Genomic DNA, 25,536 nt, shown 5'->3' on the forward strand with positions numbered 1-25,536 from the left:
GCCTACGCGATTTCGACTGCAACAACACCCCAAAAACACAACGTGCCCGGGGTGCGGTAACTCCGTTAGCTCGTTGCCAGCCTAAACAGCGACTGTTTTACATCATGCCGCCCATGCCACCCATTGGGTCAGCGCCAGCAGCAGCGTCAGCACCTGCTGGTTCTGGCTTGTCCGCAACCACAGCCTCGGTGGTCAAGAACAGAGCTGCGATCGACGCAGCGTTCTGCAGAGCCGAGCGAGTGACCTTGACTGGGTCGTTAATACCAGCAGCCATCAGGTCTACATACTCACCGGTAGCGGCGTTCAGGCCCTCGCCTGGGTTCAGGCGGGAAACCTTATCCGCTACCACGCCTGGCTCCAGGCCGGAGTTGTAGGCGATCTGCTTCAGTGGCGCAGACAGTGCTTCGCGGACGATCTTGGCGCCAATTGCTTCGTCGCCAGTCAGGTCCAGCGCATCCAGTGCAGAGGCAGCCTGCAGCAGGGCGACGCCACCACCAGCAACGATACCTTCGTCGACGGCAGCTTTAGCGTTACGCACAGCATCCTCGATACGGTGCTTACGCTCCTTGAGCTCAACCTCGGTAGCAGCACCGACCTTCAGCACGGCAACGCCGCCGGACAGCTTCGCCAGACGCTCTTGCAACTTCTCCCGGTCGTAATCGGAATCGGAGTTCTCGATTTCCGCGCGGATCTGCTTAATGCGGCCGTTGATCTGTGCCTGCTCACCAGCACCCTGCACGATGGTGGTCTCGTCCTTGGTGACGACAACCTTCCGTGCGGTACCCAACTGAGCAATGTCGGCAGTCTCCAGGGACAGTCCGACCTCTTCGGAGATAACCTGGCCGCCGGTCAGGATAGCCATGTCCTGCAGGGTGGCTTTCCGACGGTCGCCGAAGCCTGGTGCCTTCACAGCCACAGACTTGAAGGTGCCGCGGATCTTGTTCACGACCAGCGTGGACAGAGCTTCACCCTCAACGTCCTCGGCGATGATTAGCAGTGGTTTGTTGGACTGCATGACCTTTTCCAGCAGGCCAACCAATTCCTTAATATTAGAGATCTTGCCAGAAACCAGCAGGATGTATGGGTCTTCCAGCACAGCTTCGCCACGCTCTACGTCGGTAGCGAAGTAACCGGAGATATAGCCCTTATCGAAGCGCATACCTTCGGTGACCTCAAGGTCCACGCCAAAGGTGTTGGATTCTTCGACGGTAATAACGGAATCCTTGTTCACCTGGCCGTTGCCCACGGTGTACATGGCTTCGGCGATCTTTTCGCCGATGGCAGGGTCCGCTGCGGAAATCCCCGCGGTGGTCGCGATCTGCTCCTGGGTTTCTACTTCCTTGGCGGATTCCAGCAGACGTTCCACAACCGCCTTGGTAGCGGTTTCGATGCCGCGCTTGATTCCCATTGGGTTGGAACCAGCAGCAACGTTGCGCAGGCCTTCTTTCACCAGCGACTGCGCCAACACTGTAGCGGTGGTCGTGCCGTCACCGGCGACGTCGTCAGTCTTCTTGGCTACTTCCTTGACCAGCTCTGCGCCGATCTTTTCATAAGGTTCATCCAGCTCAATTTCGCGAGCGATCGAGACACCATCGTTGGTGATCGTCGGCGCGCCCCAGGACTTTTCCAAAACGACGTTGCGTCCCTTTGGTCCCAGAGTGACCTTGACGGCGTCGGCCAGGGTGTTCAGGCCGCGTTCTAGGCCACGGCGTGCTTCTTCGTCAAAAGCGATCTGCTTTGCCATGTGTTATGTGCTCCTTGTTATTGGTGAAGGACAACACTCACGGTAACGATCACGCCAGGCGCCCGCGACGGCACGAATGGTGTGAGTGTGCACCATTCTCACCTGCGTGATAGGTCTATTAGTAGTGGTTTAGCACTCCACTACCGGAAGTGCTAGCAACCATTCTGGCACTCGGACCCGGCGAGTGCAAGGTTTGCGCTTACCCATGGCTACCTATGACCACGGCTGCCCATGCCGTTGCCGATGCCATTGCCTACGCGGCTGCCGTTCACAGGTTCCTCTCTCACATTTTCTTTTCCCGCATTCACACAGCAATCCCGGAATTCCTGCCCAGAAATTCCTGCTAGGTTAGCGGGCATGAATACAACTAGCACTGAAACTAAGGCTGCTGCACAGGCAAACGAGACCGAAACCGCCCTCGCAGAACATATCCGGGGCCAACGCGCGGAGATCTTTTCGCAGTTGTCCGAAATCATTGCCTTTAATTCCGTGTACTTGCCAGACAATGCGGAATTGAAACAAGAGCACACCAACGCCGGCAACTGGGTCGATGCCGCGCTTGTCGACGCCGGGCTGGAGGTCAGCGCCATCCAAACTTCCGACGGCTCGACCACCTACTTGGCTTCCACCCCAAAAATCGACGGCGCCCCCACCGTTTTGTTGTATTCACATTACGACGTCGTTCTGGCCGGTGACCCGGCCGAATGGACTGCAGATCCGTTCACCCTCACTGAGCGCGACGGCCGCTGGTATGCCCGTGGCGCCGCCGATTGCAAGGGCTCGTTAGCCATGCATTTGGCCGGACTGCGCGCAGTCGACGACACCGTGGGACTGAAAAACCTGGGCATCAACCTGCGGGTGTTAGTGGAAGGCTCAGAAGAACAAGGCGGCGAAGGCCTAGACAAGCTGATTAAGCAGCGCCCGGAGCTGTTCCAAGCTGATGTCATGCTCATCGCCGATGGTGGCAACGTCGCCGCCGGTACCCCGACCATCACCACTGCACTGCGCGGAGGTGCACAGCTGAAGGTAGCCGTCGACACGCTGCGCGCCCCGGTGCATTCCGGTTTGTTCGGTGGCGTGGCTCCCGACGCCACCTTGGCTCTGATGCGCGCACTGAATTCGCTTTTCGACGACAACGGCCACACCGTCATCCGTGGTTTCGAACCAACCGGGGATGCGAAGTGGCACTGGGAAGGCGCCAGCTACGACGCAGGCACCTTCCGTTCTGATGCGGGCGTGCTCGACGGCGTCGGCCTGCACGGCCAAGGTACGGACGAAGAAATCGCAGCCCAGCTGTGGGCTCGACCAGCCGCGACGGTCACCGCGTTCAGCTCACGCCCCACCAGCGACGTCGTCAATGCTGTCACCCACCACGCCGAAGCCGTGGTGAATCTGCGCGTGCCATTCCACCTGGATACCCAGGACGTCGTCGAGGCTGCCGCCCAGCAGATCCGCGATGCGGTGCCTTTCGACGCCCAGATTGAGGTCACGGCAGAAGACGTCTTCAGCCCGTTTTCCACCAGCACGGAATCCGAGGCCTTCGAGACTTTCCAAGCTGCCATGGCTACCGCTTTTGGTGCAGAGGTGCGGAATACCGGCAACGGTGCATCGATTCCGCTGACCACTGCTTTGGCCGAGGCCAACCCAGATGCCGATATCGCCGTCTACGGCCTGTGCGAGCCGCAAACCACCATCCATTCGCCAGATGAGTCCGTGGACCCGGAAGAAATCATTCGCCTGGCTACCACGGAAGCGCTGTTTATCACCCGCTTCAGCGCACAAGCACAAGCACAAGCACGGGCGCAGTCACAGGCACAAGATCAAGCACAGGAATCAGCGCAAAATTAAACAAAAAGATCACAAGGATTACATCGTGTCCAGTTACCACGACCCTTCGAACCCAAATCACGACCACCTGGAGCACGCTTTGCGCCATCACATTGGTGGCCAACGGCAACGCATCTTCGGTGACCTCGCTCAGCTGTGTGCGATCCCTTCCCTCGCACTCAATGACGACCACGCCAAAGACATGGCTCGCTCGGCCCGGATGATCCGCGATCTCATGGTGGAGCGCGGCCTGGCCACCGAAATCATCACCACCAGCGACGGCTCGCCGGCAGTCGTCGGCAAGCGCGCCGCCAAGAACAATGCCCCGACGGTGCTGTTGTATTGCCACCACGACGTCGTCGATATTTCCACCCCGGAAGAGTGGCAGTCTGATCCGTTCATTCTCACCGAGCGTGACGGGCGCTGGTACGGGCGCGGGTCGGCGGATTGCAAAGGTAACGTGCTGATGCACCTGGCTGCCATCCGCGCGGTTGATGCCACCGGCGGCTGCGATGCCGGCATCATCCTGGTTTGTGAAGGCTCTGAGGAACGCGGCGGGCAGGGGCTGAAAGATCTTGTCGACGACCGCCCGGAGCTTTTCGACGCCGACCTAATCTGCATCGCCGATACTGCCTCTGGCCAAGCTGGCTTGCCGACGCTCACCACCAGCCTGCGTGGCGGTGGGCAGCTGACCGTCACGGTGAACACCCTGGAAGCACCAGTGCATTCCGGGCAATTCGGCGGCGCGGCTCCGGATGCGGTGGCCGCGCTGGTGCGGGTGCTGGCCACGCTGCATGACGACGACGGGCAAGTCGCCGTCAACGGCTTGGGGCAACATCGTCATTGGGAAGGCAGCCCATATCCGGCCGAAGATGACGCAGCGCGCGATGCCGCTGGTCTGCTCGATGGCGTCGACATGCTGGGCGCTGGTGACGACGAGATGGCGGATCTGGTGTGGGCCCGCCCGGCGGTTACCATCACCGGTTTTAGTTCTACCCCGGTAGAAGAAGCCATCAACGCCGTACCTGCCACTGCCTCGGCGCAGCTCAACCTACGGGTACCGCCAGGGGTTGATACGGCAGACGCCGCAGAAAAGGTCGCGGAACACTTACGCGCGCACATCAGCTGGGGCGCGCACATCGATGTTGATATCACCTCGGCGAATCCATCTTTTGCCGCCGATACCTCCGGCCCTCTGTTTGGGTTGCTCAGCGATTGCATCTCGCAGGCCTACGAGCAAGACACCGAAATGATCGGCACGGGTGGCTCAATCCCGTTGACGGTGAAATTGGCAGAAAAATTCCCGAACGCCGAGTTTGGGCTCTATGGGGTAGCGGAATCGGCTTCGGCTATTCACTCAAGCAACGAATCCGTGGATCCGGAAGAGATTGAACGCTTGGCTTTTGCAGAAGCACTGCTGCTGACGCGTCTCCATTTCCGCTAAGCTTGAAAAAGTCTTTAGCCCACGCGCAATAACTGGGAGGCGGAATAATTGTGCTCATCCTGCTTGGCTCCCTAGCCTGCGCCTCAATTCTGGCGCCGCTTCTGATCCGCTGGTTGGGCCGGTCGGCTTTCGCCTTGCTCGCAGCCGTACCCGCAGTGGGTTTTTTCTGGTTACTGCAGCACTTCGTACACGGCACTTTTACCGGCGATGGCACATTGGAGTATTCCCTGGTCTGGGTGCCGGAAATTCAACTGATTCTGGATTTCCGGCTTGATGCTTTATCCGGTTTATTCGGGCTGATCATCACCGGGGTGGGCGCCCTGGTGATGCTGTATTGCTGGGGCTATTTCAACTCCACTCCCCGCCGGCTTGCCCTTTTCGCCGGGCAGATGATGGCTTTTGCCACCGTCATGATCGGCCTGGTCAGCTCGGACAACTTCCTGTTGCTGTATATCTTCTGGGAAGCCACCTCTATTCTGTCCTTCCTGCTGGTTTCTTATTACGGCGAGCGCGCCTCGTCTCGCCGTGCTGCGGGTCAGGCCTTGATGGTCACCGTGCTCGGTGGTTTGATCATGCTGGTTGGCATCGTATTGCTCGGCCAAACCACCGGAACTTGGAGTTTTTCCGAGCTCAGCGCATTTGCTGCCTCCGCAGAACTCACGGATGTACCGCATATCGGCATTTCCATTGTGCTGGTGATCGTTGGTGCGCTGTCTAAATCCGCGATCGCACCATTCCACTTCTGGTTGCCGGGCGCGATGGCCGCGCCAACTCCCGTCTCGGCCTACTTGCACTCGGCAGCGATGGTAAAAGCGGGAATTTATCTGGTAGCCCGGCTCGCCCCAGATTTCGCACAGGTTGCCACCTGGCACGCTCTGATCATTCCGTTGGCCTTATTCACCATGCTGCTCGGTGGCTGGATGGCGTTGAAACAACGCGACCTGAAGCTAATTTTGGCTTACGGAACCGTATCTCAATTGGGCTTTATCACCTCGGTGGTTGCCATTGGCTCCCGTGAGGCCCTGCTGGCAGGTTTAGCGCTCACGGTGGCGCACTCGCTATTTAAGGCCACTCTATTTATGGTCGTCGGTGCGATCGACCATTCCACCGGAACCCGCGATATTTTCGATCTTTCTGGCTTGGGGCGCAAACAACCGCTGCTGGCAATCATCGCAATCCTGGCTGCAGCCTCAATGGCCGGTGTAATCCCGATGCTGGGGTTCGTCGCCAAGGAAGCTGCCCTGGAAGCCGTGCTGCATGAAGAACTACTGGTCGGTACCCCGCGCCAGCTAATCTTGGTGTTCATCGTGGTTGGTTCTGTGCTCACGGTGGCTTATTCGATCCGCGTGATCTACGGCGCCTTCGCGAGCAAAAAACCAACGCACCCGACCGGTGGTGGCATCTGCCACGAAGTCACCACAATGGAACCAATTTCGGTGCTGCTGTGGGGCCCACCGGCGGTACTGGTCGCTTTGACGATCTTTTTCGGTCTACAACCAGGCATTATCTCGAATGCGATTAACCAGCACCTGGATTCAGAATTTGCACACCTGGCTGCCACCGGCCACGGTGACCCCGCTGCCGGGCACGCCACAGATCTAGCTCTTTGGCATGGCTGGACGCTGCCTCTGGCTATTTCTGCCGGTATTTTGGCTGTCGGTGGCATCCTGCACTGGCAGCGCCGTGCCCTGGCCAAAGCTCATTTCGATTACCCGGCACTGGGCAATGCCAACGATGCTTATTACGCCATCCTGAACCAACTGCGCCGGATTTCGCTGCGCTTAACGGCTTCTACCCAGCGCGGTTCTCTGCAGTACAACTTGGGCGTCATCTTTGTCGTCCTCGCCGTATTGCCATTGATAGCGCTCTTGCTGGGTGATCGCACGAATATCCGCCTTAACCTCGGCGAATCCGCTTGGCAGGCAGGAGCCGCAATCGCGATTATCGTCGCCGCAATTGCAGCAACGGTTATGCACAACCGTCTCTCAGCTGTCGTTTTGGTTGGTGTTACTGGGTACTTCCTGGCATTTATCTTTGCCATGTACGGTGCCCCGGACCTGGCTTTGACACAGGTACTGGTGGAAACCGTGCTGATGGTCATTTTCATGCTGGTGCTGCGGAAAATGCCCACCAACGTGGAATGGCGTGGCACTCCACAGTTCAATCGCTTCCGTGCTTGGTTGTCCATCGCCGTCGCATTCTCCGTGGTCACCGTCGCGTTGTTCGCCATGAACGCGCGCACCGCCCCAGCAATTTCCGAGCCAATGCCAAAGCTCGCAGAAGAAATCTCGCACGGTTTAAACACCGTGAACGTGATCCTGGTGGACTTCCGTGCCTGGGACACCATGGGCGAGACCATTGTGCTGATCATTGCCTCGCTAGGTGTGGCATCGCTGATCTACCGCACAAACTCCTTCACCAGGCGTTCACGTCGACCAATCCTCACCGCGGTATCCCGCCGTTGGTTGGCCGCACAGGTGGAAACCGAGCGTGCAGCAAACCGCTCGATCATGGTTGACGTGGCCACACGCGTGCTTTTCCCATCGATGATGGCGCTGTCCGTCTACTTCTTCTTCGCCGGCCATAACGCACCCGGTGGCGGTTTCGCTGGTGGATTGGTCGCGGCTCTTGCGCTGTCCTTGCGTTATGTCGCCGGTGGTCGCGCGGAATTGGAAGAGACCTTGCCTGTCGACCCCGCACGGTTATTCTTCGTCGGCCTGATGCTTTCGACAGGTTCTGCACTGGCACCGATGGCCTTCGGTGATCCCCCGCTGACCTCATACTATGCGTCAGTTGATGTCCCCGTGATCGGTGCAGTGTCACTACCTTCAGCGTTAATTTTCGACGCCGCGGTGTACCTGATCGTGATCGGCATGACCATGTATGTGCTCACGGCTCTGGGTACGCAACTGGATCTGGAAGACGAAGAGCGCAAGCAGCGTGCTCGCGATCGCGCGAAGAACCTGCAGCACAAGAACCTACAGCGCAGGAACGAGCAAAAGGCTGCCAAACGCAAGCAGCAAAAAGCTAGGGCTGAACAGAACCAACAAGCAGGAACCGAAACACCGACTACAGCCCGCACCACAACCGGAGAAAGGAGCCGCAGCTAATGGAAGCAAACCTATTTCTGCTACTCGCCTCCGGGGTGATGGTCGCCGCCGGGGTCTATCTGATGCTTGACCGTGCAGTCACCAAGATTGTGCTCGGCCTGCTGCTTATCGGTAACGCCGCGAACCTGCTGATCCTGCAAGCTGGCGGCCCCGCCGGCTCGCCTCCCATTACAGGTAGTGAGTCCTCGCTGTACGGCGAGCAAGAAGCCGATCCGCTGGCCCAGGCAATGATCCTAACGGCGATCGTGATTGCCATGGCGCTCACAGCCTTCCTGCTTTCCCTGGCTTACCGTCAGTACCGCTACCGTTCTGCCGACGTCGTCGAGGACGACCACGAAGACGCAGCAATTGCCGCCCGGCCGATCAACGCGGCCGCTGGCCCAGACCACGATGCCTCCGACGACCCGAAGACGGGCCGCGCCACCGAAGAAGGCGACCGCTTCGGCCCGGAGTCATTTGAAAAGCCCGTCGAAGACGCCACAGGAACGGAAGGCGCCGATGACTAGACTAGAGCCCTTTACCGAGGCAGTACTGCCGTACATGCCGTATTTAATCCCGCTGCCAGTGATCCTGCCCGCGCTTGCAGCAGCCGGGTGTCTGTTGTTTCCACGCATGCTCAACGTACGGCGTGCCTTCGTGTTCTTCACCCTGTTGGCACTCGCGGTGCTCTCGGCCACCATGCTCATCGTCGTCGACGGCGAAGGCATCCAAACCCTGCAAATCGGCGGTTGGGACGCTCCACTGGGCATCACTCTGGTCGCTGACCGCTTGTCGACGATGATGCTGTTCGTCAGCTCCATCATTTTGTTTGCGGTGATGTGGTTCGCCATCGCGCAGGGCATCCGTGATGATACGAAGGATGAGCCCGTTGCGGTCTTCTTGCCGTCGTACATGCTGCTGACGATGGGCGTGAACTTGTCTTTCCTGGCCGGAGACTTGTTCAACCTGTACGTCGGCTTCGAAATCTTCCTGGTGGCCTCGTATGTCTTGATGACGCTGGGCGCTTCCCCATCGCGCGTGCGTGCCGGTGTGGGTTACGTGATGGTCTCTATGGCCAGCTCCATGGTGTTTTTGTTCGGCATTGCCGTAACCTATGCGGCCGTCGGTACGGTGAGCCTGGCCCAGATTGGCCAGCGCATGGAAGATATTCCGGGTGGCACGCAAGCCGCCATTTTTGGTGTGTTGCTGGTTGCCTTCGGCATTAAAGCCGCGGTCTTCCCGCTAGATTCTTGGCTTCCGGACGCCTACCCTACAGCTCCGTCGTTGGTCACGGCAGTGTTCGCGGGGCTGCTGACCAAGGTCGGTGTGTACGCAATCATCCGCATGCGCACCACTGTGTTTACCGATGGCAGCCTGGACGTTTTGCTGATGGTGGTTGCGTTAGCCACGATGCTGATCGGCATCCTGGGCGCGATGGCGCAGAATGACATTAAACGATTGTTGTCTTTCACGCTGGTCTCGCACATCGGTTATATGATCTTCGGCATTGGTCTGGGCAGCTCGCAAGGGCTATCCGGTGCAATCTTCTACATGGTGCACCACATTCTGGTGCAAACCGCACTGTTCTTAGTCGTCGGCCTGATCGAACGCCACGCCGGCACCTCGTCGCTGCGCCGGTTGGGTTCGCTGATGTATACCGCACCAGTGATTACCGTGCTGTACCTGATCCCGGCGCTGAACTTGGGCGGCATCCCACCGTTTTCCGGTTTCCTTGGCAAAGTCATGCTTTTCCATGCTGGTGCCGAGGCCAATACCTGGATGTCGTGGGTATTAATCGGGGGTGCGGTGATCACATCGCTGTTGACGCTGTACGTAATGATCATGGTCTGGTCCAAAGGCTTTGTACGTGACCGCAAGGACGCCCCGGAAGGCAACATGGCGATGGCCCGGCCTGCCCCACTGGCGGACATCACCCAGGAAGTGGAATTTTCAGAGCGCGAATCGGTGGGCCGCACACCATTTGGCATGCTCGCGGCTACCGCAATGTTGGTCATCGCATCCAGCGCGATCAGCGTCGTTGCTGGCCCCATCGCCAGCATCACGGATCGCGCGGCGAACTCCGCACAAGACGTCAACATCTACCGCACCGCGGTACTGGGCACGGACCCTGGCGAGCCGACACGCAACTTGGAACTGGAGCGGCTGGACGACGGCGAAGACCGCCGCGAAGAAAGCGGCAATGCAGGGGCCGGGCGCACCAGCTCCAGCACCAGTTCACAGACCACCCCAAGCTCCAGCCCGGTTGCCACTGAATCCGTCCAGGGAGGCGATTCCTAATGGGAACCAACACGCGAGAAAAACGAGCAGCCGAAAAAGCCCGGCAAGCCCGGTTAAAAAAGCGCGTCCCGAAAGGTTTACGCAACCGCTTCCGCCCAGCGTTTATCACCTGGCTGATGGTCATGTGGATCATCTTGGTCGGCGAGATTAGTTGGGGAAATATCCTCGCTGGGCTAGTCGTCGGCACGCTCGTGGTCTACTTGCTACCACTGCCGGCCATGCCGGTGGCTGGTTTGCACATCTCTTGGCACAAACTGGCCTGGTTCCTAGTGGAGTTTTTCTTTGAGCTGCTCAGTGCCTCGCTGAATGTAGCCTGGCTGGCATTGCGCCCGCAGCAGCTGCCAAAAACCGCTATTGTGACGGCCCCGATGCGTGTGTCCAACGAATTCATCTTGGTGTTAGCGGTGACGTTATACAACCTGCAGCCGGGCGGTGCGGTGACGGATATTGATATTGCGAACCGTACGTTGACAATTCACTTACTCAACGCGGATAACGACGAGCGCATCGAGCAAGAGCTGGCCCGGGTGAAAGCCCTGGAGGCCCGGATGATCAAGATTTTCGAAAGGACCTAGCCCATGGATCCAGAGTTGTATACCACGCTGCTGATCATCCCTGCGCTATTGATCAGCGCAGCATTGGCGATCACGGTCTGGCGCATCATCGTCGGCCCTAACTCATTGGACCGGCTTCTGGGCCTCGACGGGATGGTCGCGATGATGCAATGCGCGGCCGCCACCTACATCGCATGGACCTCGGATTCCACGGTGGTTTACGCGATGATGGTGATCGCAATGCTCGCGTTTATTTCTACCGTGGCCGTCACCCGCTTCCGGAAGAGGGATGTGAGCTAATTATGAATTGGGCTTTGCTTGCCGACGTCGTCTCCCTGGTGTTGCTCACTACGGGTGGATTTTTCGTCTTTTCTGCTGCGGTGGGTGTCGCTCGTTTCGGCGATACCATGTCCCGGGTGCACGCGGTCACGAAACCGCAGACCGTCGGTTTGATCATGTGCATCGTCGGTGCGGGTATCCACTTGCCGGTGGCTGGCGACGGCTATAACACTGGGTGGCAATCCGATATCGGGGTGCTGTTCTTGTTGGTGATTTTCGCGCTCCTAACCAGCCCGGTTACCGCGCAACGCTTGGGTCGCATTGGGCGCCGTGAAGGCCTTTACGGCGCAGATGCCACGATGTCGCGCAACGACCGCCCAGCCAAGCGCACGCTGCGCAAAAAAGACCCCCGCAAAAGCTAACGAGCAACCTAGTTTTCCAGCGGCCGCCAGGTTGTCATCTCTTCTGCGGTGGCAGCCACTACTTGCTTCCAGTCTCCCCCGGATTGTGCGAAGCGTTGCCGCTGGCGTTGGTAGCCAGCGCCCTTGTCGACGATTTCTGCCACCAGCTGTAACTCCCGGCTGCAGCCGAGTTCTTCTGCGATGGGTGCTAGCTCTTCCACCAGGTCCGCTAGTTCATCTTTCACCCAGCGCTCGTGTGTATCCCGCGACGTGATTACCAGCGCGTCCAGCCCGTAGCGGGCGGCGCGCCATTTGTTTTCTGCGATGTGCCACGGCTGCAGGCTGGGCAATGGGTTGTTAGCTTCAGCAACAGCACTAGCACTAGCTTGAGCACCAGTAGCGGTATCGCCGCCAGCGGTGGAGGCATCGGCGGTGGCAGTATCAACGATGGCGTCGTCAAGCATCCGGTCGTAATAAACCACCAGGCAATGCGTTAAAGCTGCTACTGCAGAAAGCTCGCGCAAATTTGATGAGGCGTCAGAAACCCGCACTTCAATCGTGCCCCATTTGGAGGCCGGGCGAATATCCAGGTGCATCGAACCAGTGTGGCTAATCACTCCGGAGGCTGCCTGGTCGTGCATGTAGCTCTGCCATTCTTCCCAAGTCGTGATCGCCGGTGGTAGGCCCGCGGTAGGCAATTGCTGATACAGCATGGTGCGATTGGAGGCATAACCGGTATCAATGCCATCCCACCCCGGCGAAGACGCCGACAGCGCCAGCAGATGCGGGAACTTCGTCATCAGGGCATTAATAATGGGCCAAACGCGGTCTTCATGCCGGATGCCAACGTGCACGTGCGTGCCCCAAATCAGCATTTGGCTTCCCCAGTACTGGGTGCGTTCGATGATCTCGGCGTAAGTCATCTTCGCGCTCACCGGGTTGGTGCGGAAATCGGAAAACGGGTGGCCCCCCGACGCCCACAGCAATAACCCGTGTTGTTCGGCTGCTTGCCGGATCACTGCAAGATCGCGATCGAGTTCCGCCACGGCCTGCGGAATGGTATCGCAAATTCCGGTGACCAGCTCGATCGTGTTTTGCAGGAATTCTTTTTCCAGATGAATATCCGGCTGAATCTGCTGCGCGGTCTTGATCACCGCTTCAGCTTGGTGCGCAAGATCCCACGTTTCTGGGTTGATAAGTGCGACTTCCCATTCGATGCCGACGGTGGGGCGTTCCGAACGTTTAAACACCTCTTTCGGTGTCTCAGACGAACCTGCCATTACAGAGCAACCTCTCCGATAAGGACCATGGTCAGGCCGTTATTCTCGGTGGCTTCACCAGGCAGATAAGCAGTGTTTTCCCGGGCAACACCGCCGACGCGGTCGGCAAGTTCGCGGGCGCGCTGCTCTGCCGCAGCATTACCAGCTGGGAAGAAGACGGTGTTTTCGCGCAGCACTTTTTCTCCGCCCGGCAGGTTACCGGATTCGCGGGTTTTCTGGCCTTCACGCTCTAGTGATTGGGTCACACGGTGGGCTAGGCCAGGCACCGTCGAGTTGTTCAGCACGGTGACGTCGAAAGTCTGCGGGGCACCAGCGCCTGCGCCAGCGCCAGCTCCACCAGAACGGCCAGCTGGTGCTTCTCGACGCTCTGCTCCCGGCGCGCCCTCTGGGTGGCCTCCTTCATGGGGGTGCTCTTGTGCCCCGGCTGGGTCTTCAACACCGTCGCGGCCAGCATCACCAGGGTGTGCGCCGTCGCGGTGCTCGCCGTCGGCAGGCGCACCGTTGGGCCCATCGCCCTGGCCGCCGTTTGCAGGAGCACCGTTGTTGTCGCCTCCGGCTTGCTCTGCGGCGGAATCTTGCGCGTTGTTCGCAGTATTCGTCGCGGTGGTTTCGTCCGAGCTGGTGAGTGCGAAAATGCCCCACAGGCCCAGCAAAATTGCTACGGAAATCAACACCATCGCTAGGCCACGCAATGGCAGACCAGATCTCGTGCCAGATCCAGCAGCCCCCGATCCACTAGCTCCTGATCCAGCAGCTCCCCCAGCACCTGCCCCGCTAGCATTTTCCGGGCCGCGAGCGTCGGAATAGTTCATGTTCGCCTCATCACCGTGGTATACATTCGTCACACTAGCCACTCTAATATTCCGAAGTATCGGAACTGGTCACGGCGCGCCGATTACGCACGCGCCGCAAACGCTTTATCAACAAGGGATATTCCTGCATCGCGGGAGCATAATCCAACAAAATATTCAGCCGCCGGTAATACCGCACCGGGGTCATTCCCAACTGAGTTCGGATAGCTTCTTCTTTCGCCCCGGCTGCCCGCGGGGCGTGTTCGGTGAAATCCAAAAGCTCCCTGTCACAATCGGAAAGGCCACCGTCTGTGAGCGTTTGGTGATCGGTCATAGTTAAACTGTAAGGCATGACTGTGCGCCCCATTGTTATCCACGGCGACCCCGTGCTGCATAATCCCACGACCATCGTCGATACCCCACTGGATACCCCAGAGATCCAGCAGCTGATCAAAGACATGTATGAGACCATGGACGCTGCCCGCGGCGTCGGCCTGGCTGCCAACCAGATTGGTGTCGGTCTGCGCATCTTCGTCTACGGATGCCCTGATGTTGACGGACCGAACGGCAGCGATAAGCCAGACGGCGGCATGCGCCGTGGTTGTGTTATCAACCCGAAGCTAGAAACCTCCGAGATTCCTAAAACCATGCCCGCCGACGACGGCAGTGACGACGAAGGCTGCTTATCCGTGCCGGGTGAAGGCTTCCCGACGGGCCGCGCAGATTGGGCGCGGGTGACCGGCCTAAATGAAAATGGTGAGGAAATTTCCATCGAAGGCTACGGCTTTTTCGCTCGCTGCCTGCAGCATGAGGTCGGACATCTCGATGGCTTCCTGTATACCGATATGCTTACCGGCCGCTATAAGCGAGCAGCCAAAAAAACCATCAAGGCCAATGGTTGGACCGAACCGGGGTTGACCTGGATGCCTGGTGAAGATCGCGATCCCTTCGGCCATGACGAGCAGTAGCTTCCGCCCATGAACCACCCGAACGCCCCACGCAGCACAAAGTCGCGGATTTTCCGCAGTGACGAGGTGTCTGTCGGTGATCGCGTCATCGTGCGGCGCGCGCTGGGTAACCGCAATGCCCCGGTGTATTCCGATGTCACTGGGCATGTGCTGGAACTAGAACCACTGGTGGTACGCCCCCAAGAGATCGGCGGTTATCCCTCAGAAAAACCCTCGGTGACCATTCCCAGCGAGGAGATCTATGTGGTCAAACGTCTCTCACCACGACGGATCCGAAATTCGGAAATCCGTGCCGTAGAAGAGGCCACCGCCGCCGCCTTCCCAGGAATCCACAACCAGGTTTCTTCCGATGGCCAATGGCTCATGCGTGCTGGTGATGGCATTACCGAACGCTCAAATTCTGCGGTTCCGCTTGGGCGTTCGGCCGGTTTCGTTCCAGTGCCGATCTCCGAAATCTTCGAGTTCTACCGTTCCCATGGCTTGCCGCCGCGCCTACTTATTCCCGAGCGCATCGGTGCTCCCGCCGAGCGTCTGCTGCGCGGCGCACCAGAGGGACAATGGGATCTGGGCCCCGAAATCTTGGTGATGACGCGCTCGCTTGCCGACGCTGAACCTGCATCACCAAGCACTGAGGCCGTCGACAAGCTCCTCTTCCGCGTCGACGACGCCCCCGACCAGGAATGGTTTGATCTATACACCTTCCGCGGCACCGCGCTTCCGCAACACGCACTGCAGCTGCTAGCCGGGCGCATCGCGGGCACCATGGGATTTGCCCGGTTGTTGGAACCAGCTACCGGCAGAACAGTGGCCATCACGCGTGCTACGCTCACCGAATCCGAAAACGGCCAGAAATGGCTGGGCTATTCTGCTGTGCAAGTCGCCGCGGATTGGCGCCGCCGTGGCTTGGCTACCCGGCTCGGGGCGGACATGCTGGCTTGGGGCAAAAGCCACGGCGCGGATTCAGCTTACTTGCAGGTCATCTCCACAAATACCCCCGCGATTGCTCTGTATCACAAGCTGGGGTTCATCGAGCATCACCGACATCGTTGCGCACTGTGGCTGGGCGATAGCCCGCGCTGAGCGTCCGCGCGCGTGCGCGGGTAAAATAAGGCGCCATGCGGATCGCTAACTGGAACGTGAACTCTATTCGCACACGCACCGACCGTGTGTTGGATTTTTTGCAACGCCATAAGATCGACGTGCTGGCGGTGCAAGAAACCAAATGCGCCGATGACAAGTTCCCTTACCAGGCGTTCGAGGAAGCCGGTTACCACGTTGCCCACTGTGGTTTTCATCAGTGGAACGGTGTGGCATTGATTTCCCGTCACGAGCTCCACGACGTCCGCCGGGAATTCCCTGGCCAGCCGGGATTTCACAAGGATCCCGACGAACCGCAAAACATAGAAGCCCGTGCGATCGGTGCCCGCATCGGCGATACCGACACCGAGGTCTGGTCGCTCTATGTGCCCAATGGCCGCGAGATCACCGACCGTCACTACGAATACAAGCTGTTCTGGCTCTACGCCTTACGCGACTACGTTCGCGGCCAGCTTAGCGAAGACGCTGACAAAAAAATCCTACTCACAGGCGATTTCAATATCGCTCCCCGCAACGAGGATGTGTGGGATCTGCGTGTGTTCGACGGCGCCACCCACGTCACCGAACCAGAGCGCGCGGCTTTCCAAATGTTGGAGGAAGCCGGTACCCGGGAAATCACCCGCGAACTAACCGAGGCGCGCTACACCTACTGGGACTACACTTCCATGCGGTTTGCCAAGGGCGAGGGCATGCGCATTGATTTCCAGCTGGCCTCACCGCAGTTAGCGAAACAAGCTCGTTCGGGGTTTGTGGATGTCGATGAGCGCCACGGCAAAGGTGCCTCGGACCACGCACCGGTGGTGGTGGATTTTCAAGCGAGTGACTTCGACGAGGTTCGTTAAACCGTGGAACCGGCGCTGTCGATCGATGTGACGTGGTGGCAGGCCGCGTTTTTTATCCTGGATTACACCATCAAAATCCTGGCTGTTGGCTTTGTGCCAGAGGGCAGACGCCCGTCATCGTCGACGGCCTGGCTGCTAGCAATTCTGTTGATTCCATTTTTGGGTCTACCGCTGTTTTTCCTGATGGGCTCGCCGTTTATTAACCGACGTCGTCACGAGGTATACAAAAACGCGAACGAACAGCTCAACGACGCACAGGGGCAATTACCGGATATGCCGCCACACCTGTGCAACTCCCGCGAAGTTGCGTCCATGATCGCTCTCAATCGTCGACTGACTGGGTTCCCGGCGGTCATTGGCGACCAACGTGGTTTGCTCGCTGACTATGACCAGGCAATCAAGCGCATGGCGGAGGTCATTGACTCCGCCACCGACTATGTGCACGTGCAGGTGTATATCCAGTCCTGGGACGAGACCACCGACGTGTTTTATCAGGCGCTTGCCGACGCCGTCGGCCGCGGGGTGAAGGTGCGCTTGTTGTTTGACCAGATTGGTAGTTTGAAATACCCGGGCTACCGGAAGTTGGGCAAACGCTTGGATGCGATCGGCGTCGACTGGCATTTAATGATGCCGTTGCAGCCGTGGAAATGGCGTTTTCGCCGCCCTGACCTGCGCAATCACCGCAAGATCATCATTGTTGACGGCACGGTCGGTTTTATGGGGTCGCTGAACCTAATTGACCGCAGTTACCGGATTCGCAAGAACGTGCGCGCGGGTCGGCAGTGGATTGATTATATGGTCGAGCTATCCGGGCCAATTGTCACTTCGATGGAATCGGTGTTTGCCATTGACTGGTATCTAGAATCCGATGAGGTGCTGGACCCCGAAACGCGCCACCCCACCGCACACGACGCCACGCAGGGCACGGCGCAGGTCACGACGCAAGCCAGCCCGCAGCCCACCACGCAAACGACAGCGCCGCCTGCAGCACTCACGCAAACCGAATATATTTCGGACGCCAATGTCTTGCAGATGATTCCTTCGGGGCCGGGCTACAGCTCGGAACCGAACCTGCGCATGTTTAACCAGGTGGTACATCACGCAAAAAACCGCCTGGTGCTGTGTTCGCCGTACTTCATTCCGGACGAATCCCTGTTAGAAGCCGTGACCAGCGCTGCCTTCCGTGGCGTGCGCGTGGAATTGTATGTCTCAGAACGCGCCGACCAGTTCACGGTGCACCATGCGCAATCGTCGTATTACCAAGCCTTGTTGGAAGCCGGGGTGCATATTTACCAATTCCCCGCGCCGTATGTGTTGCATTCAAAGTTCGCGTTGGCGGACCCGGAAGACAATCATTGCGATAGCGTCCATGCTGTTGGCATGCTGGGCTCTTCGAATATGGATATGCGTTCGTTTGGCTTGAACTACGAATCCACATTGTTTGTGGTGTCTGGTTCGCTGATTGATGATCTCAACGAGCTAGCCGCGACGTACCGTGCGGTTAGCCGCCCACTGACTTTAGAAAAGTGGGAGCAGCGCGGATTTATCCGTCGTTACGTGGATAATGTCATGCGGCTGACTTCCGCATTGCAGTAGCACCGGCTGGCCAGGGCAGCTCCCCTAACCAACCTCATTAGTCAACCGCGCTAGCCAAGCCCGTTAGCGTAAACGCAGTGGTCAACCGCGTTAGCGCAAACGCATTAACGCAACTCCGCCAATGCCTTGCGCAGCACGGGCAAGGAATCAGCAAACGGCGCGAGCAGATCCAGCTGTTCCAGCTCCGCTACCGGAACCCAACGCAAATCATCGGATTCTGCATTTGGGAAGGTCGGCAACTCGCTGCCATCAGCGGTTTTCGCCAGCACCGTCGTGTAGGTCCATTCCCCAGCTAGTTCCGGGCGTTCCGGATCCCCTGGCAGCGGGCCCGCGGTCACGATCTCTCGCAGCACGGTCACCGCGCTTTCCTCGATACCGCATTCTTCGAAGGTCTCCCGCACCGCAGCCTGGCTGGCAGTCTCGTGTCCGTCGCGGGCTCCCCCAGGAAGGCCCCATGTGCCGCCCTGAGAGGTCCACGGCGCGCGCAGCTGCATCAGCACGGTGGAATCGTCGGAAAGCAAAAACAACCCGGCAGCGCCGAACCGTCCCCACAGCTTGCTGCCGTTCGGCCCGGCCGCCCAGCCGTCGCCACTTCCCCGGTGTGTATCAGACATGCCGCCTATTTTAGTAGCCCAGCACACATCACGTGCGTTAGTCTAGGGTAATGAACGGTCATAGGCCCGCGACAAGCCTCGATCGCCCAGTCGATGCAGAAGATGAGATGTCGGCCAACTTTGCCCGCACCTCCCGTGGCTCGTCGCTGCGCGTCGAATCCGTTCCCGCCCACGCCCAGGACCACTGGCTCGATGAAGCCAAAACCACCGACGCACCTGGCATGTCACTTCTGCGGCGATTTTTCCATTCCTCCTTTTCGGGTTCTACGCAGATCATCTCCCGCATCTTCGGGTTTTTCGGTACTACTCCGGGCAAAATGGCCGTCGGCATGATTGTGCTCACCGCCGCACTGCTCGCTGCCGGGTTGTCAATGGCAAATTCCGTGGCCAACCGACAAACCGAGCTCAACCATCTGCTTACCTCCACTGAGCCGATGAGCAATTCGGCACACAACTTGTATATGTCGCTCTCACTGGCCGACACCATCGCCACCACTGGTTTTGTGCAAGCAGGAGTAGAGCCGGAAGAAACCCGCAAACAATACTTGCAGGCGGTGGATTCCGCCGCCAGCGAAGCTACCGCTGCTGTGTTGGATTCGGACGACGAGGATGTCTACCTCCGGCAATTAGCTGTGCAGATCCAGCGCCAGCTGCCGGTCTACACCGGGTTGGTGGAAGCCGCACGCACTAATAATCGCGCCGGAAATGCCGTCGGTGCGGCATATATGTCGAATGCCTCGGCGATGATGCGTGATGACATCCTCCCCGCTGCGGCCTCACTGTTCCGACTATCGGCCAATAACGTCTCGGAGCAACAGGATCAGCTAACTCGCCCACAGTGGGTTCCGCTGTCCGGTTTAGTCGCGGCCTTGGTGTTTTTGGGGTTGGCCCAGTACTGGTTGTGGCGGATTAGCAGGCGTCGTTTCAACCGCGGTTTCTTGGGGGCAACGTTACTGATGGCCCTGGCTTTGGCTTGGGTTTCTGGCACCAACGTATACACCTGGCATTTAGGCAGCCAGGGTTTCACGGAATCATCCACTCCCTGGGATTCACTCACGCAGGCCCGTATTGATGCCCAGCGCACCCGCACAGAAGAGATTCTGGCCTTGGTGCAGCGTCGGACGAACTACAACCCCTCCTTGGAATTTTCCTCCACGAATGAGCATATTTCGGACGCACTGACTGATTACAGCAATTCCACCGCGCTGCATTCATCCGATGCAGCCACCATCGACGAAGCACGGACGGCTTTGCAGGAATGGGATGAAGCTAAGGCCCACCTGTTGCGCGCATTGGATTCCGGTAATTACGAGCAAGCTTTGGCCTTAGCGACGGATTCGTCGCCGGACGCAGCAAGCACAGGAACGAACCAAACCATGAGCTCGGCGGCTGCCTTCCAGAAACTCGATGCTGCCTTGACTGAGCTGATCGCAACGGCGCGTGATTCTATGCGCTCTTACCTGAGCGAGAGCCTAGCCGCGCTGAACTTGGTAGCAGCTGCGGTAAGCCTGTTTTCGGTGCTCTCGGCAATTGCCATCTGGCTGGGAATTCGTCCACGAATGGTGGAATACCTATGATCACCCGTGTCATTCACCACCGCGCTCCTCACCACCATGCTTCTCGCTGCCATGGGAGTTGTTCCGATACTAACCACTACCGCTTCCGCCCGCTTCGGCTGGTCGCGGCTCTCACCGCGCTCGGGCTGGTATTATCCGCCTGCGCTGTGCCAGACTTCACCCCCAGAAACGACGCCCTAAGCATCCCGCGCGATAGCGCCACCGGCATCCCGCTACCCGCCGGCGCACGTGTAGAAAAAGCCGGTACCCGTCAGGGAACGGAAGTCGAAGAATATGCCCTTCGTGGCTCGCTGAAACCAGACGGTCGCACCGCGGCAGAGCGCATCCCGTCGATTGTGGAGCGTGGCTATTTGATCGTCGGCATCCAGCAATCGCAAAACTTGTTGTCTTTCCGTGATGCCACCACCGGGCAGTTGTCTGGCTTCGAAGTCGACCTCGCGCACGAAATAGCCGAGGATATTTTCGGTGACCGCAACGCCGTCGATTTCCGCTTCGTCGAATCGCAGCACCGCGTGCATACCTTGAGCACCGGAAAAGTAGATTTTTTACTCTCCACGCTCACCATCACCCCCGAGCGGCAACAGGAAGTGGAATTTTCTACGCCATACTTGTCGACGAATACCCGCCTGCTGGTCAACCGGAATTCTGAGGTCAACCGGCTGGAAGATCTCGCCTCGCGCACGGTGTGCGTGACGGATAATTCCACCGGCATCAACCTTGCGCGCTTGCACTCCCCGAAAGCCGATATCTTAAAGGCCGTAACCTGGGCCGATTGCTTGTATGCGATGCAGCATAACCAAGCTGATGCGATTCTGGTGGATGATGTGATCCTTTCCGGCTTGGAAATCCAGGATCCATACACGGAAATCGTGGGCCCTGCGGTGGACTCTGATATTTACGGCGTTGGCATGCCCAAACCAGCGCGCAGCGCACATGCCGGCGAGATTGCTGAGGCAGAAGGGCTAGTGCGCCAGGTCAATTCCACGCTCGAGCGCATCCGCACCGATGGCACCTGGGGGGAATTGTTCCGTCATTGGTTTGCGGGACGCTTGCCGACGGCGGGCCCGCCACCGCTGCACTACCGCCCAGAGGATGGTGAATAAGTGACTGAGAAATCTGCCCCCACCGAGGCCACGGAACATACAGAGGCTGCAGAACATACTGAGGCCACGGAACATACTGAGGCCACGGAACATACAGAGGCTGCAGAACATACTGAGGCGACCGCGCACACGGAAGCCAGCCGTGTGCCCGAGGCCGAGCCGGCGACCTCCGCGGTCCCATTTGATCCTTTCGCTGAGGATGACAACGACGACGGCAGCGAGGACGGCAATGGCAACAGCGACGACGGTTACAGCAGCAACGAAGACAATATCGCCTCGCTGCTACAAGACTTGCAGAAAATCCGCGACGAAAAAGCCCAAAAGCAGCGCGCTGAAAGACAAGAAGACACCTCTACACGGGCTCGTCGGCAAGCACTATCCACCTTCCGCAAACGTCGCCGTGCCCAACGCACCGCACGCGCAGTCGCCGACCGCATGGTGCGCCTGCCCTTCGTGGTGCCAACGGATCCACAAGAAGCCCTGATTGACCCACACGAGGCGATCGAAAAAAAGAAAATCCCGGCACCGCAGCTGAACCCCGGTGATATCGTCGCCCAGCAATACGAAATCTTGGGCGTGATCGCCCACGGTGGCATGGGTTGGATTTACCTGGCAAACGACCATTTTGTTTCCGGGCGCATCGTGGTGCTCAAAGGGATGCAATCGCAAAAATCGGCCGAGGAAACCGCCGCCGCGGAAGCCGAGCGCGAGTTCTTAGCAGATATTACCCACCCCGGCATCGTGAAGATTTTCAATTTCATTGACGACGATCGCGTGCCCGGCGGGTTTATCGTCATGGAATACGTCGGTGGGCCTTCACTGCGCCACCGCCGGAATTCGCAGCCCAATCACGTCGTCGCCATCGATATCGCCATCGCTTATATCCTAGAAATCTTGCCTGCGCTGGAATATCTGCATGCTCGCGGCGTGGTCTACAACGACCTGAAACCGGATAACATCATCATCAGCGAAGACCAGGTAAAAATCATCGACCTGGGTGCGGTCTCGGGAATCGGCGCCTACGGCTATATCTACGGCACCAAGGGCTTCCAGGCCCCCGAGGTGTCTACGCAAGGACCGTCCATCGCCAGTGATATTTACACCATTGGGCGCACCTTGGCGGCACTCACGCTCAACCTACCCTCGGAAGACGGCATCTACCTTCCCGGGCTACCCGGACCGTCGGAAGAACCCACGCTGCGGCGCTATTTGTCGTTTTATCGCCTACTGCAACGGGCAACCGCACACGATCCCAAACACCGGTTTTCTTCCATCGAAGAACTGCGCACCCAGTTGTATGGGGTGTTGCGGGAAGTAATCGCCATTCGCGACGGCATCCAGCACCCAGCGCAGCACTCGTTGTTTTCCCCGCAACGTACCACTTTTGGCACCAAGCACGCCGTATTCCGCACCGATCAACTCATCGATGGCATCGAACGGTCCGTGCACATCACCGCGGCCGAGGTTGTCTCTGCCCTACCAGTCCCGTTGATCGACCGCAGCGACCCAGGCGCGTCTATGCTTTCTGGTTCTTCCTATACTGAGCCGCAGGAAGCATTAGAAACGTTAAGGCAAGCGATGCACACTAATGAATACGTCGGTTCGAAGGAAATCCCGCTGGGCGTGGTGCGAGCGATGCTGGACTTGGGGCTGACTACCCAGGCGCGGGAATGGTTGCGTTCCTTAGAAGAAGATATGGCTAGCGATTGGCGTTTTCGCTGGTATTCCGGGGTTACTGCAACCCTGTTGGACGATTACCGCGATGCGCAAGACCATTTTTCCTCGGTAATGTTTTTGCTTCCCGGCGAGGCAGCCCCGAAGCTCGCGCTGGCCGCAGTCGATGAGTTATTGCTCGAAGAGCAAGGCCGGAACCATTTGAGTTTGCTTCCGCCGGAGCTGTCACGTGCCACAACGGGCACCCCGGATTCGCTATCAAACATCCCCAATGAGTTTTTCTTAGCACGCCCCGAAATTTGGGAGCACCGCACCGATGAGCCGGCCTCGCTGCGCTTTCATGCACTACGTTTATATTCCATAGTCTGGGAAACTAACCCGGCGACGGTGTCTTCGGCATTCGGTTTGGCACGGCAGTTAATGGCCGAAAAACAGGTGGAATTGGCAGTGCAGGTTTTAGATCGGGTTTCCCCTGCTTCCCGTCACCACCGCATGGCGGTCTTGACGACGATCTTGCAGCTGTTGGCCAGCCCGTTGAATGAACCGTATATTCGGCGGGCTGCGCGTCGATTGGAATCCATCCCAACGAATGAGCCGCGCTTTTTACAAATCAAAACCGCGGTATTGGTTTCCGCACTGAACTTCTTGCGGGAAGCAGATTTGGAGCAGTCGGCCTCGCCACACGAGCTTTTCGAGCACACCTTTAGCCAGCACGGTTTACGCTCTGGCTTGTACGACACGTTGCGGGCGCAGGCACGAGTGGCACCGTTTCCGCGGCACCGCTACGCTCTGGTGGATTTAGCGAACATGATCCGCCCGGCGACCTGGTTCTAACGGCTGCTGTCGCTGTTAGGGCTGCTGTCGCTGGCAGTTTCAGTTAGCGCAGCGGTTTCGGGCCCAGTTTTGCTCCCAGATTCAACCGCAGCTGCACCGTCTGCCGCAGCACGTGATTCCGGCGTCGTGGCAGCTGCAGCGCTTGTTTCCTGTGCAGTGCCAGTGCCACCTCCAGCATCAGTATCAGCACCACCGCCAACACCGGAGCCAGCTGCACCAGCGTCTTCTGCACCAGCTTTTCCTGCACTAGAGCCCTCTGTGCCAGCAGTGACAGAATCATCGTCAGCAGCAATGGTGATTTCCATACTGGCTTCCCGCGCCACCAAGTGCGCAGCATCGGTGTTATCGGCAGTCGACAACACCACTCCCATGCGTCGGCCCGGGTAACTACCTGCTTTCCCGAACAACAGCACAGAGGTCTCTGGGTGTGCGAAGGCATCCTGCAACCCGCCATAAGATAACGTGTCCGCATCCACCTCAGAACACAGCATGCGGGCAGCTCCCGGCGAAGTGAGTGTCACATCGATCGGCAGACCCAAAATTGCCCGTGCATGCAAATCAAACTGCGAATAGCGCTGCGTGGCCATGGTAACCATGCCGGTATCCGTCGGCCGTGGAGATACCGAAGAGAAATACACGTCATCACCGGCGACAAACAACTCGACGCCATAAACTCCGCGCCCACCCAATTCATTAGAAATCCGGGCGGCAATAGAGCGCGCGTTTTCCATCGCTACCTGGCTCAACTGCAGCGGTTGCCAGGAATCAATCAGGCCACCGTCGCGGTGATCATGCCCGATAGGCTCGGCAAACCACGTGGCCAATTCGCCCGTTTTCGGGTCGATCGAACGCACCGCTAGCAGGGTGACTTCATAATCAAAGTCGACGAAGCGCTCCACTATCACGCGGCCGTCGAAATGCGCTTCCGCAGAAGCGGTCTGCCAAGCCTCGGTCACTTCATCGCCGTAGCGCACCACCATATGCCCGCGTCCGTTTGAGGTAACCGCGGGTTTCACGATGGACGGGTAGCCCATCTCATCCAAAATGGTTTTTAGTTCTTCCGGGCTGGAGGCGAAATCATAGGCGGTCGTCGGCAAGCCTAATTGTTCTGAGGCGGTACGACGGATAGCTTCGCGTTCCATGGTCAGCTCGCAAGCCCGCGCCCCAGGCACTACCACGGCAGAATTTGCTTCTTCGATCTCTCGCAGCGCTTCTACCGCGACGATCTCCACTTCCGGGATCACATAGTGCGGTTCAATACGCTTTGCCAATTCCAGAACGGCCGCCGCGTCAGTGACATCTGCGACGTAGGAATATTGCGCAACCTGGTGGCCCGGCGCGCCGTTGCGCTTGTCGACGGCGTGGATTTCCAGGCCCAACCGCTGGAAACTGATCGCTAGCTCGCGACCAATCTCGCCCGCGCCCAGCAACAACACCCGGGTGGCATTTGAGCTCAGCGGTGTACCGATGGTGTTGGGCGTGTCCGTGGTTTCGGCAGCTTCCGTTTTCTCACTCATGACAGC

General features: G+C 58.6%; 21 protein-coding genes. 15 read left to right on the plus strand and 6 right to left on the minus strand.

The annotated features are described in order from the left end of the window. Nucleotides 1–97 precede the first annotated feature (97 nt). Nucleotides 98–1,744, minus strand: a complete 1,647-nt coding sequence (groL, locus tag HMPREF1292_RS01460) for a chaperonin GroEL (RefSeq protein ID WP_023018424.1) — start codon at nucleotides 1,742–1,744, stop codon at nucleotides 98–100. Nucleotides 1,745–2,101: 357 nt separating this feature from the next. On the opposite strand from groL, the gene HMPREF1292_RS01465 reads away from it, so the two are divergent. Genes HMPREF1292_RS01465 through HMPREF1292_RS01500 form a run of 8 tightly spaced genes read left to right on the plus strand, consistent with a single transcriptional unit; the run spans nucleotide 2,102 to nucleotide 11,657 of the window. Next, nucleotides 2,102–3,592, plus strand: a complete 1,491-nt coding sequence (locus HMPREF1292_RS01465) for a M20/M25/M40 family metallo-hydrolase (protein WP_023018425.1) — start codon at nucleotides 2,102–2,104, stop codon at nucleotides 3,590–3,592. Nucleotides 3,593–3,617: 25 nt separating this feature from the next. After that, nucleotides 3,618–5,015, plus strand: coding sequence for a M20/M25/M40 family metallo-hydrolase (locus HMPREF1292_RS01470; RefSeq protein ID WP_023018426.1), 1,398 nt, complete (start codon nucleotides 3,618–3,620; stop codon nucleotides 5,013–5,015). A gap of 50 nt (nucleotides 5,016–5,065) precedes the next feature. Then, complete coding sequence (locus HMPREF1292_RS01475) at nucleotides 5,066–8,125, plus strand: Na+/H+ antiporter subunit A (RefSeq protein WP_023018427.1); 3,060 nt, start codon at nucleotides 5,066–5,068, stop codon at nucleotides 8,123–8,125. After that, nucleotides 8,125–8,631 carry a Na(+)/H(+) antiporter subunit C gene (locus HMPREF1292_RS01480; RefSeq protein WP_021352015.1) on the plus strand — a complete coding sequence of 169 codons (507 nt, stop codon included), beginning with the start codon at nucleotides 8,125–8,127 and terminating at the stop codon, nucleotides 8,629–8,631. Before HMPREF1292_RS01475 ends, HMPREF1292_RS01480 begins: the two co-directional genes overlap by 1 nt. Further along, nucleotides 8,624–10,402: a Na+/H+ antiporter subunit D gene (locus HMPREF1292_RS01485; protein WP_023018428.1), complete on the plus strand. Its 1,779-nt coding sequence runs from the start codon at nucleotides 8,624–8,626 to the stop codon at nucleotides 10,400–10,402. Before HMPREF1292_RS01480 ends, HMPREF1292_RS01485 begins: the two co-directional genes overlap by 8 nt. Then, on the plus strand, nucleotides 10,402–10,977 hold the full coding sequence (locus HMPREF1292_RS01490) for a Na+/H+ antiporter subunit E (protein ID WP_023018429.1): 576 nt from the start codon (nucleotides 10,402–10,404) through the stop codon (nucleotides 10,975–10,977). Before HMPREF1292_RS01485 ends, HMPREF1292_RS01490 begins: the two co-directional genes overlap by 1 nt. A gap of 3 nt (nucleotides 10,978–10,980) precedes the next feature. After that, nucleotides 10,981–11,256, plus strand: coding sequence for a monovalent cation/H+ antiporter complex subunit F (locus tag HMPREF1292_RS01495; RefSeq protein ID WP_021352012.1), 276 nt, complete (start codon nucleotides 10,981–10,983; stop codon nucleotides 11,254–11,256). 2 nt (nucleotides 11,257–11,258) lie between these two features. Then, nucleotides 11,259–11,657 carry a monovalent cation/H(+) antiporter subunit G gene (locus HMPREF1292_RS01500; RefSeq protein WP_021352011.1) on the plus strand — a complete coding sequence of 133 codons (399 nt, stop codon included), beginning with the start codon at nucleotides 11,259–11,261 and terminating at the stop codon, nucleotides 11,655–11,657. Between the two features lie 8 nt (nucleotides 11,658–11,665). Here HMPREF1292_RS01500 and HMPREF1292_RS01505 read toward each other — a convergent pair whose 3' ends face one another. From HMPREF1292_RS01505 to HMPREF1292_RS01515, 3 genes are read right to left on the minus strand one after another with little or no spacing between them, the layout of a single operon-like run. Then, nucleotides 11,666–12,916, minus strand: coding sequence for a glutamate--cysteine ligase (locus HMPREF1292_RS01505; protein WP_023018430.1), 1,251 nt, complete (start codon nucleotides 12,914–12,916; stop codon nucleotides 11,666–11,668). Continuing rightward, nucleotides 12,916–13,761 carry a LytR C-terminal domain-containing protein gene (locus HMPREF1292_RS01510; protein WP_156912275.1) on the minus strand — a complete coding sequence of 282 codons (846 nt, stop codon included), beginning with the start codon at nucleotides 13,759–13,761 and terminating at the stop codon, nucleotides 12,916–12,918. Before HMPREF1292_RS01510 ends, HMPREF1292_RS01505 begins: the two co-directional genes overlap by 1 nt. Nucleotides 13,762–13,771: 10 nt before the next feature. Continuing rightward, entirely contained in the window at nucleotides 13,772–14,041 is a 270-nt protein-coding gene (locus HMPREF1292_RS01515) for a DUF3263 domain-containing protein (protein ID WP_023018432.1), read from the minus strand. 16 nt (nucleotides 14,042–14,057) lie between these two features. Between HMPREF1292_RS01515 and HMPREF1292_RS01520 the strand changes: the two genes are divergently transcribed. Genes HMPREF1292_RS01520 through HMPREF1292_RS01535 form a run of 4 tightly spaced genes read left to right on the plus strand, consistent with a single transcriptional unit; the run spans nucleotide 14,058 to nucleotide 18,211 of the window. Next, entirely contained in the window at nucleotides 14,058–14,675 is a 618-nt protein-coding gene (locus HMPREF1292_RS01520; RefSeq protein ID WP_021352007.1) for a peptide deformylase, read from the plus strand. 9 nt (nucleotides 14,676–14,684) lie between these two features. Beyond that, nucleotides 14,685–15,755 carry a GNAT family N-acetyltransferase gene (locus HMPREF1292_RS01525; RefSeq protein ID WP_023018433.1) on the plus strand — a complete coding sequence of 357 codons (1,071 nt, stop codon included), beginning with the start codon at nucleotides 14,685–14,687 and terminating at the stop codon, nucleotides 15,753–15,755. Nucleotides 15,756–15,790: 35 nt separating this feature from the next. Next, entirely contained in the window at nucleotides 15,791–16,615 is an 825-nt protein-coding gene (locus HMPREF1292_RS01530; RefSeq protein WP_023018434.1) for an exodeoxyribonuclease III, read from the plus strand. Nucleotides 16,616–16,618: 3 nt separating this feature from the next. Further along, nucleotides 16,619–18,211, plus strand: a complete 1,593-nt coding sequence (locus HMPREF1292_RS01535) for a phospholipase D-like domain-containing protein (RefSeq protein WP_023018435.1) — start codon at nucleotides 16,619–16,621, stop codon at nucleotides 18,209–18,211. A 104-nt stretch (nucleotides 18,212–18,315) separates the two neighbouring features. Here HMPREF1292_RS01535 and HMPREF1292_RS01540 read toward each other — a convergent pair whose 3' ends face one another. Beyond that, the gene (locus HMPREF1292_RS01540) at nucleotides 18,316–18,825 is read right to left on the minus strand and encodes an NUDIX domain-containing protein (RefSeq protein ID WP_021352002.1); all 510 of its coding nucleotides are present in this window, start codon (nucleotides 18,823–18,825) and stop codon (nucleotides 18,316–18,318) included. Between the two features lie 50 nt (nucleotides 18,826–18,875). Here HMPREF1292_RS01540 and HMPREF1292_RS01545 point away from each other — a divergent pair, with 50 nt between their 5' ends. Genes HMPREF1292_RS01545 through HMPREF1292_RS01555 form a run of 3 tightly spaced genes read left to right on the plus strand, consistent with a single transcriptional unit; the run spans nucleotide 18,876 to nucleotide 24,013 of the window. Continuing rightward, the gene (locus HMPREF1292_RS01545) at nucleotides 18,876–20,402 is read left to right on the plus strand and encodes a hypothetical protein (RefSeq protein ID WP_023018436.1); all 1,527 of its coding nucleotides are present in this window, start codon (nucleotides 18,876–18,878) and stop codon (nucleotides 20,400–20,402) included. After that, nucleotides 20,399–21,505 carry a glutamate ABC transporter substrate-binding protein gene (locus HMPREF1292_RS01550; protein WP_023018437.1) on the plus strand — a complete coding sequence of 369 codons (1,107 nt, stop codon included), beginning with the start codon at nucleotides 20,399–20,401 and terminating at the stop codon, nucleotides 21,503–21,505. Before HMPREF1292_RS01545 ends, HMPREF1292_RS01550 begins: the two co-directional genes overlap by 4 nt. Then, a complete protein-coding gene (locus HMPREF1292_RS01555) occupies nucleotides 21,506–24,013 on the plus strand; it encodes a serine/threonine protein kinase (RefSeq protein WP_023018438.1) in 2,508 nt (835 codons plus the stop codon). It begins immediately after the preceding gene. On the opposite strand, the gene purT is transcribed toward HMPREF1292_RS01555, so the two are convergent. Beyond that, nucleotides 24,010–25,530, minus strand: a complete 1,521-nt coding sequence (gene purT, locus HMPREF1292_RS01560; protein WP_023018439.1) for a formate-dependent phosphoribosylglycinamide formyltransferase — start codon at nucleotides 25,528–25,530, stop codon at nucleotides 24,010–24,012. The two genes, HMPREF1292_RS01555 and purT, sit on opposite strands and share 4 nt — an antisense overlap. Nucleotides 25,531–25,536: the final 6 nt, after the last annotated feature.

The sequence above is a fragment of the Corynebacterium sp. KPL1995 genome (assembly GCF_000477935.1).
GTDB lineage: Bacteria > Actinomycetota > Actinomycetes > Mycobacteriales > Mycobacteriaceae > Corynebacterium > Corynebacterium pseudodiphtheriticum.

What these genes read in the sequence shown, in the direction of transcription:
- groL (WP_023018424.1), bottom strand. Translation starts at nt 1,744, where the DNA reads ATGGCAAAGCAGATCGCTTTTGACGAAGAAGCACGCCGTGGCCTAGAA.
- HMPREF1292_RS01465 (WP_023018425.1), top strand. Translation starts at nt 2,102, where the DNA reads ATGAATACAACTAGCACTGAAACTAAGGCTGCTGCACAGGCAAACGAG.
- HMPREF1292_RS01480 (WP_021352015.1), top strand. Translation starts at nt 8,125, where the DNA reads ATGGAAGCAAACCTATTTCTGCTACTCGCCTCCGGGGTGATGGTCGCC.
- HMPREF1292_RS01485 (WP_023018428.1), top strand. Translation starts at nt 8,624, where the DNA reads ATGACTAGACTAGAGCCCTTTACCGAGGCAGTACTGCCGTACATGCCG.
- HMPREF1292_RS01490 (WP_023018429.1), top strand. Translation starts at nt 10,402, where the DNA reads ATGGGAACCAACACGCGAGAAAAACGAGCAGCCGAAAAAGCCCGGCAA.
- HMPREF1292_RS01495 (WP_021352012.1), top strand. Translation starts at nt 10,981, where the DNA reads ATGGATCCAGAGTTGTATACCACGCTGCTGATCATCCCTGCGCTATTG.
- HMPREF1292_RS01500 (WP_021352011.1), top strand. Translation starts at nt 11,259, where the DNA reads ATGAATTGGGCTTTGCTTGCCGACGTCGTCTCCCTGGTGTTGCTCACT.
- HMPREF1292_RS01505 (WP_023018430.1), bottom strand. Translation starts at nt 12,916, where the DNA reads ATGGCAGGTTCGTCTGAGACACCGAAAGAGGTGTTTAAACGTTCGGAA.
- HMPREF1292_RS01515 (WP_023018432.1), bottom strand. Translation starts at nt 14,041, where the DNA reads ATGACCGATCACCAAACGCTCACAGACGGTGGCCTTTCCGATTGTGAC.
- HMPREF1292_RS01520 (WP_021352007.1), top strand. Translation starts at nt 14,058, where the DNA reads ATGACTGTGCGCCCCATTGTTATCCACGGCGACCCCGTGCTGCATAAT.
- HMPREF1292_RS01525 (WP_023018433.1), top strand. Translation starts at nt 14,685, where the DNA reads ATGAACCACCCGAACGCCCCACGCAGCACAAAGTCGCGGATTTTCCGC.
- HMPREF1292_RS01530 (WP_023018434.1), top strand. Translation starts at nt 15,791, where the DNA reads ATGCGGATCGCTAACTGGAACGTGAACTCTATTCGCACACGCACCGAC.
- HMPREF1292_RS01540 (WP_021352002.1), bottom strand. Translation starts at nt 18,825, where the DNA reads ATGTCTGATACACACCGGGGAAGTGGCGACGGCTGGGCGGCCGGGCCG.
- HMPREF1292_RS01545 (WP_023018436.1), top strand. Translation starts at nt 18,876, where the DNA reads ATGAACGGTCATAGGCCCGCGACAAGCCTCGATCGCCCAGTCGATGCA.
- HMPREF1292_RS01550 (WP_023018437.1), top strand. Translation starts at nt 20,399, where the DNA reads ATGATCACCCGTGTCATTCACCACCGCGCTCCTCACCACCATGCTTCT.
- purT (WP_023018439.1), bottom strand. Translation starts at nt 25,530, where the DNA reads ATGAGTGAGAAAACGGAAGCTGCCGAAACCACGGACACGCCCAACACC.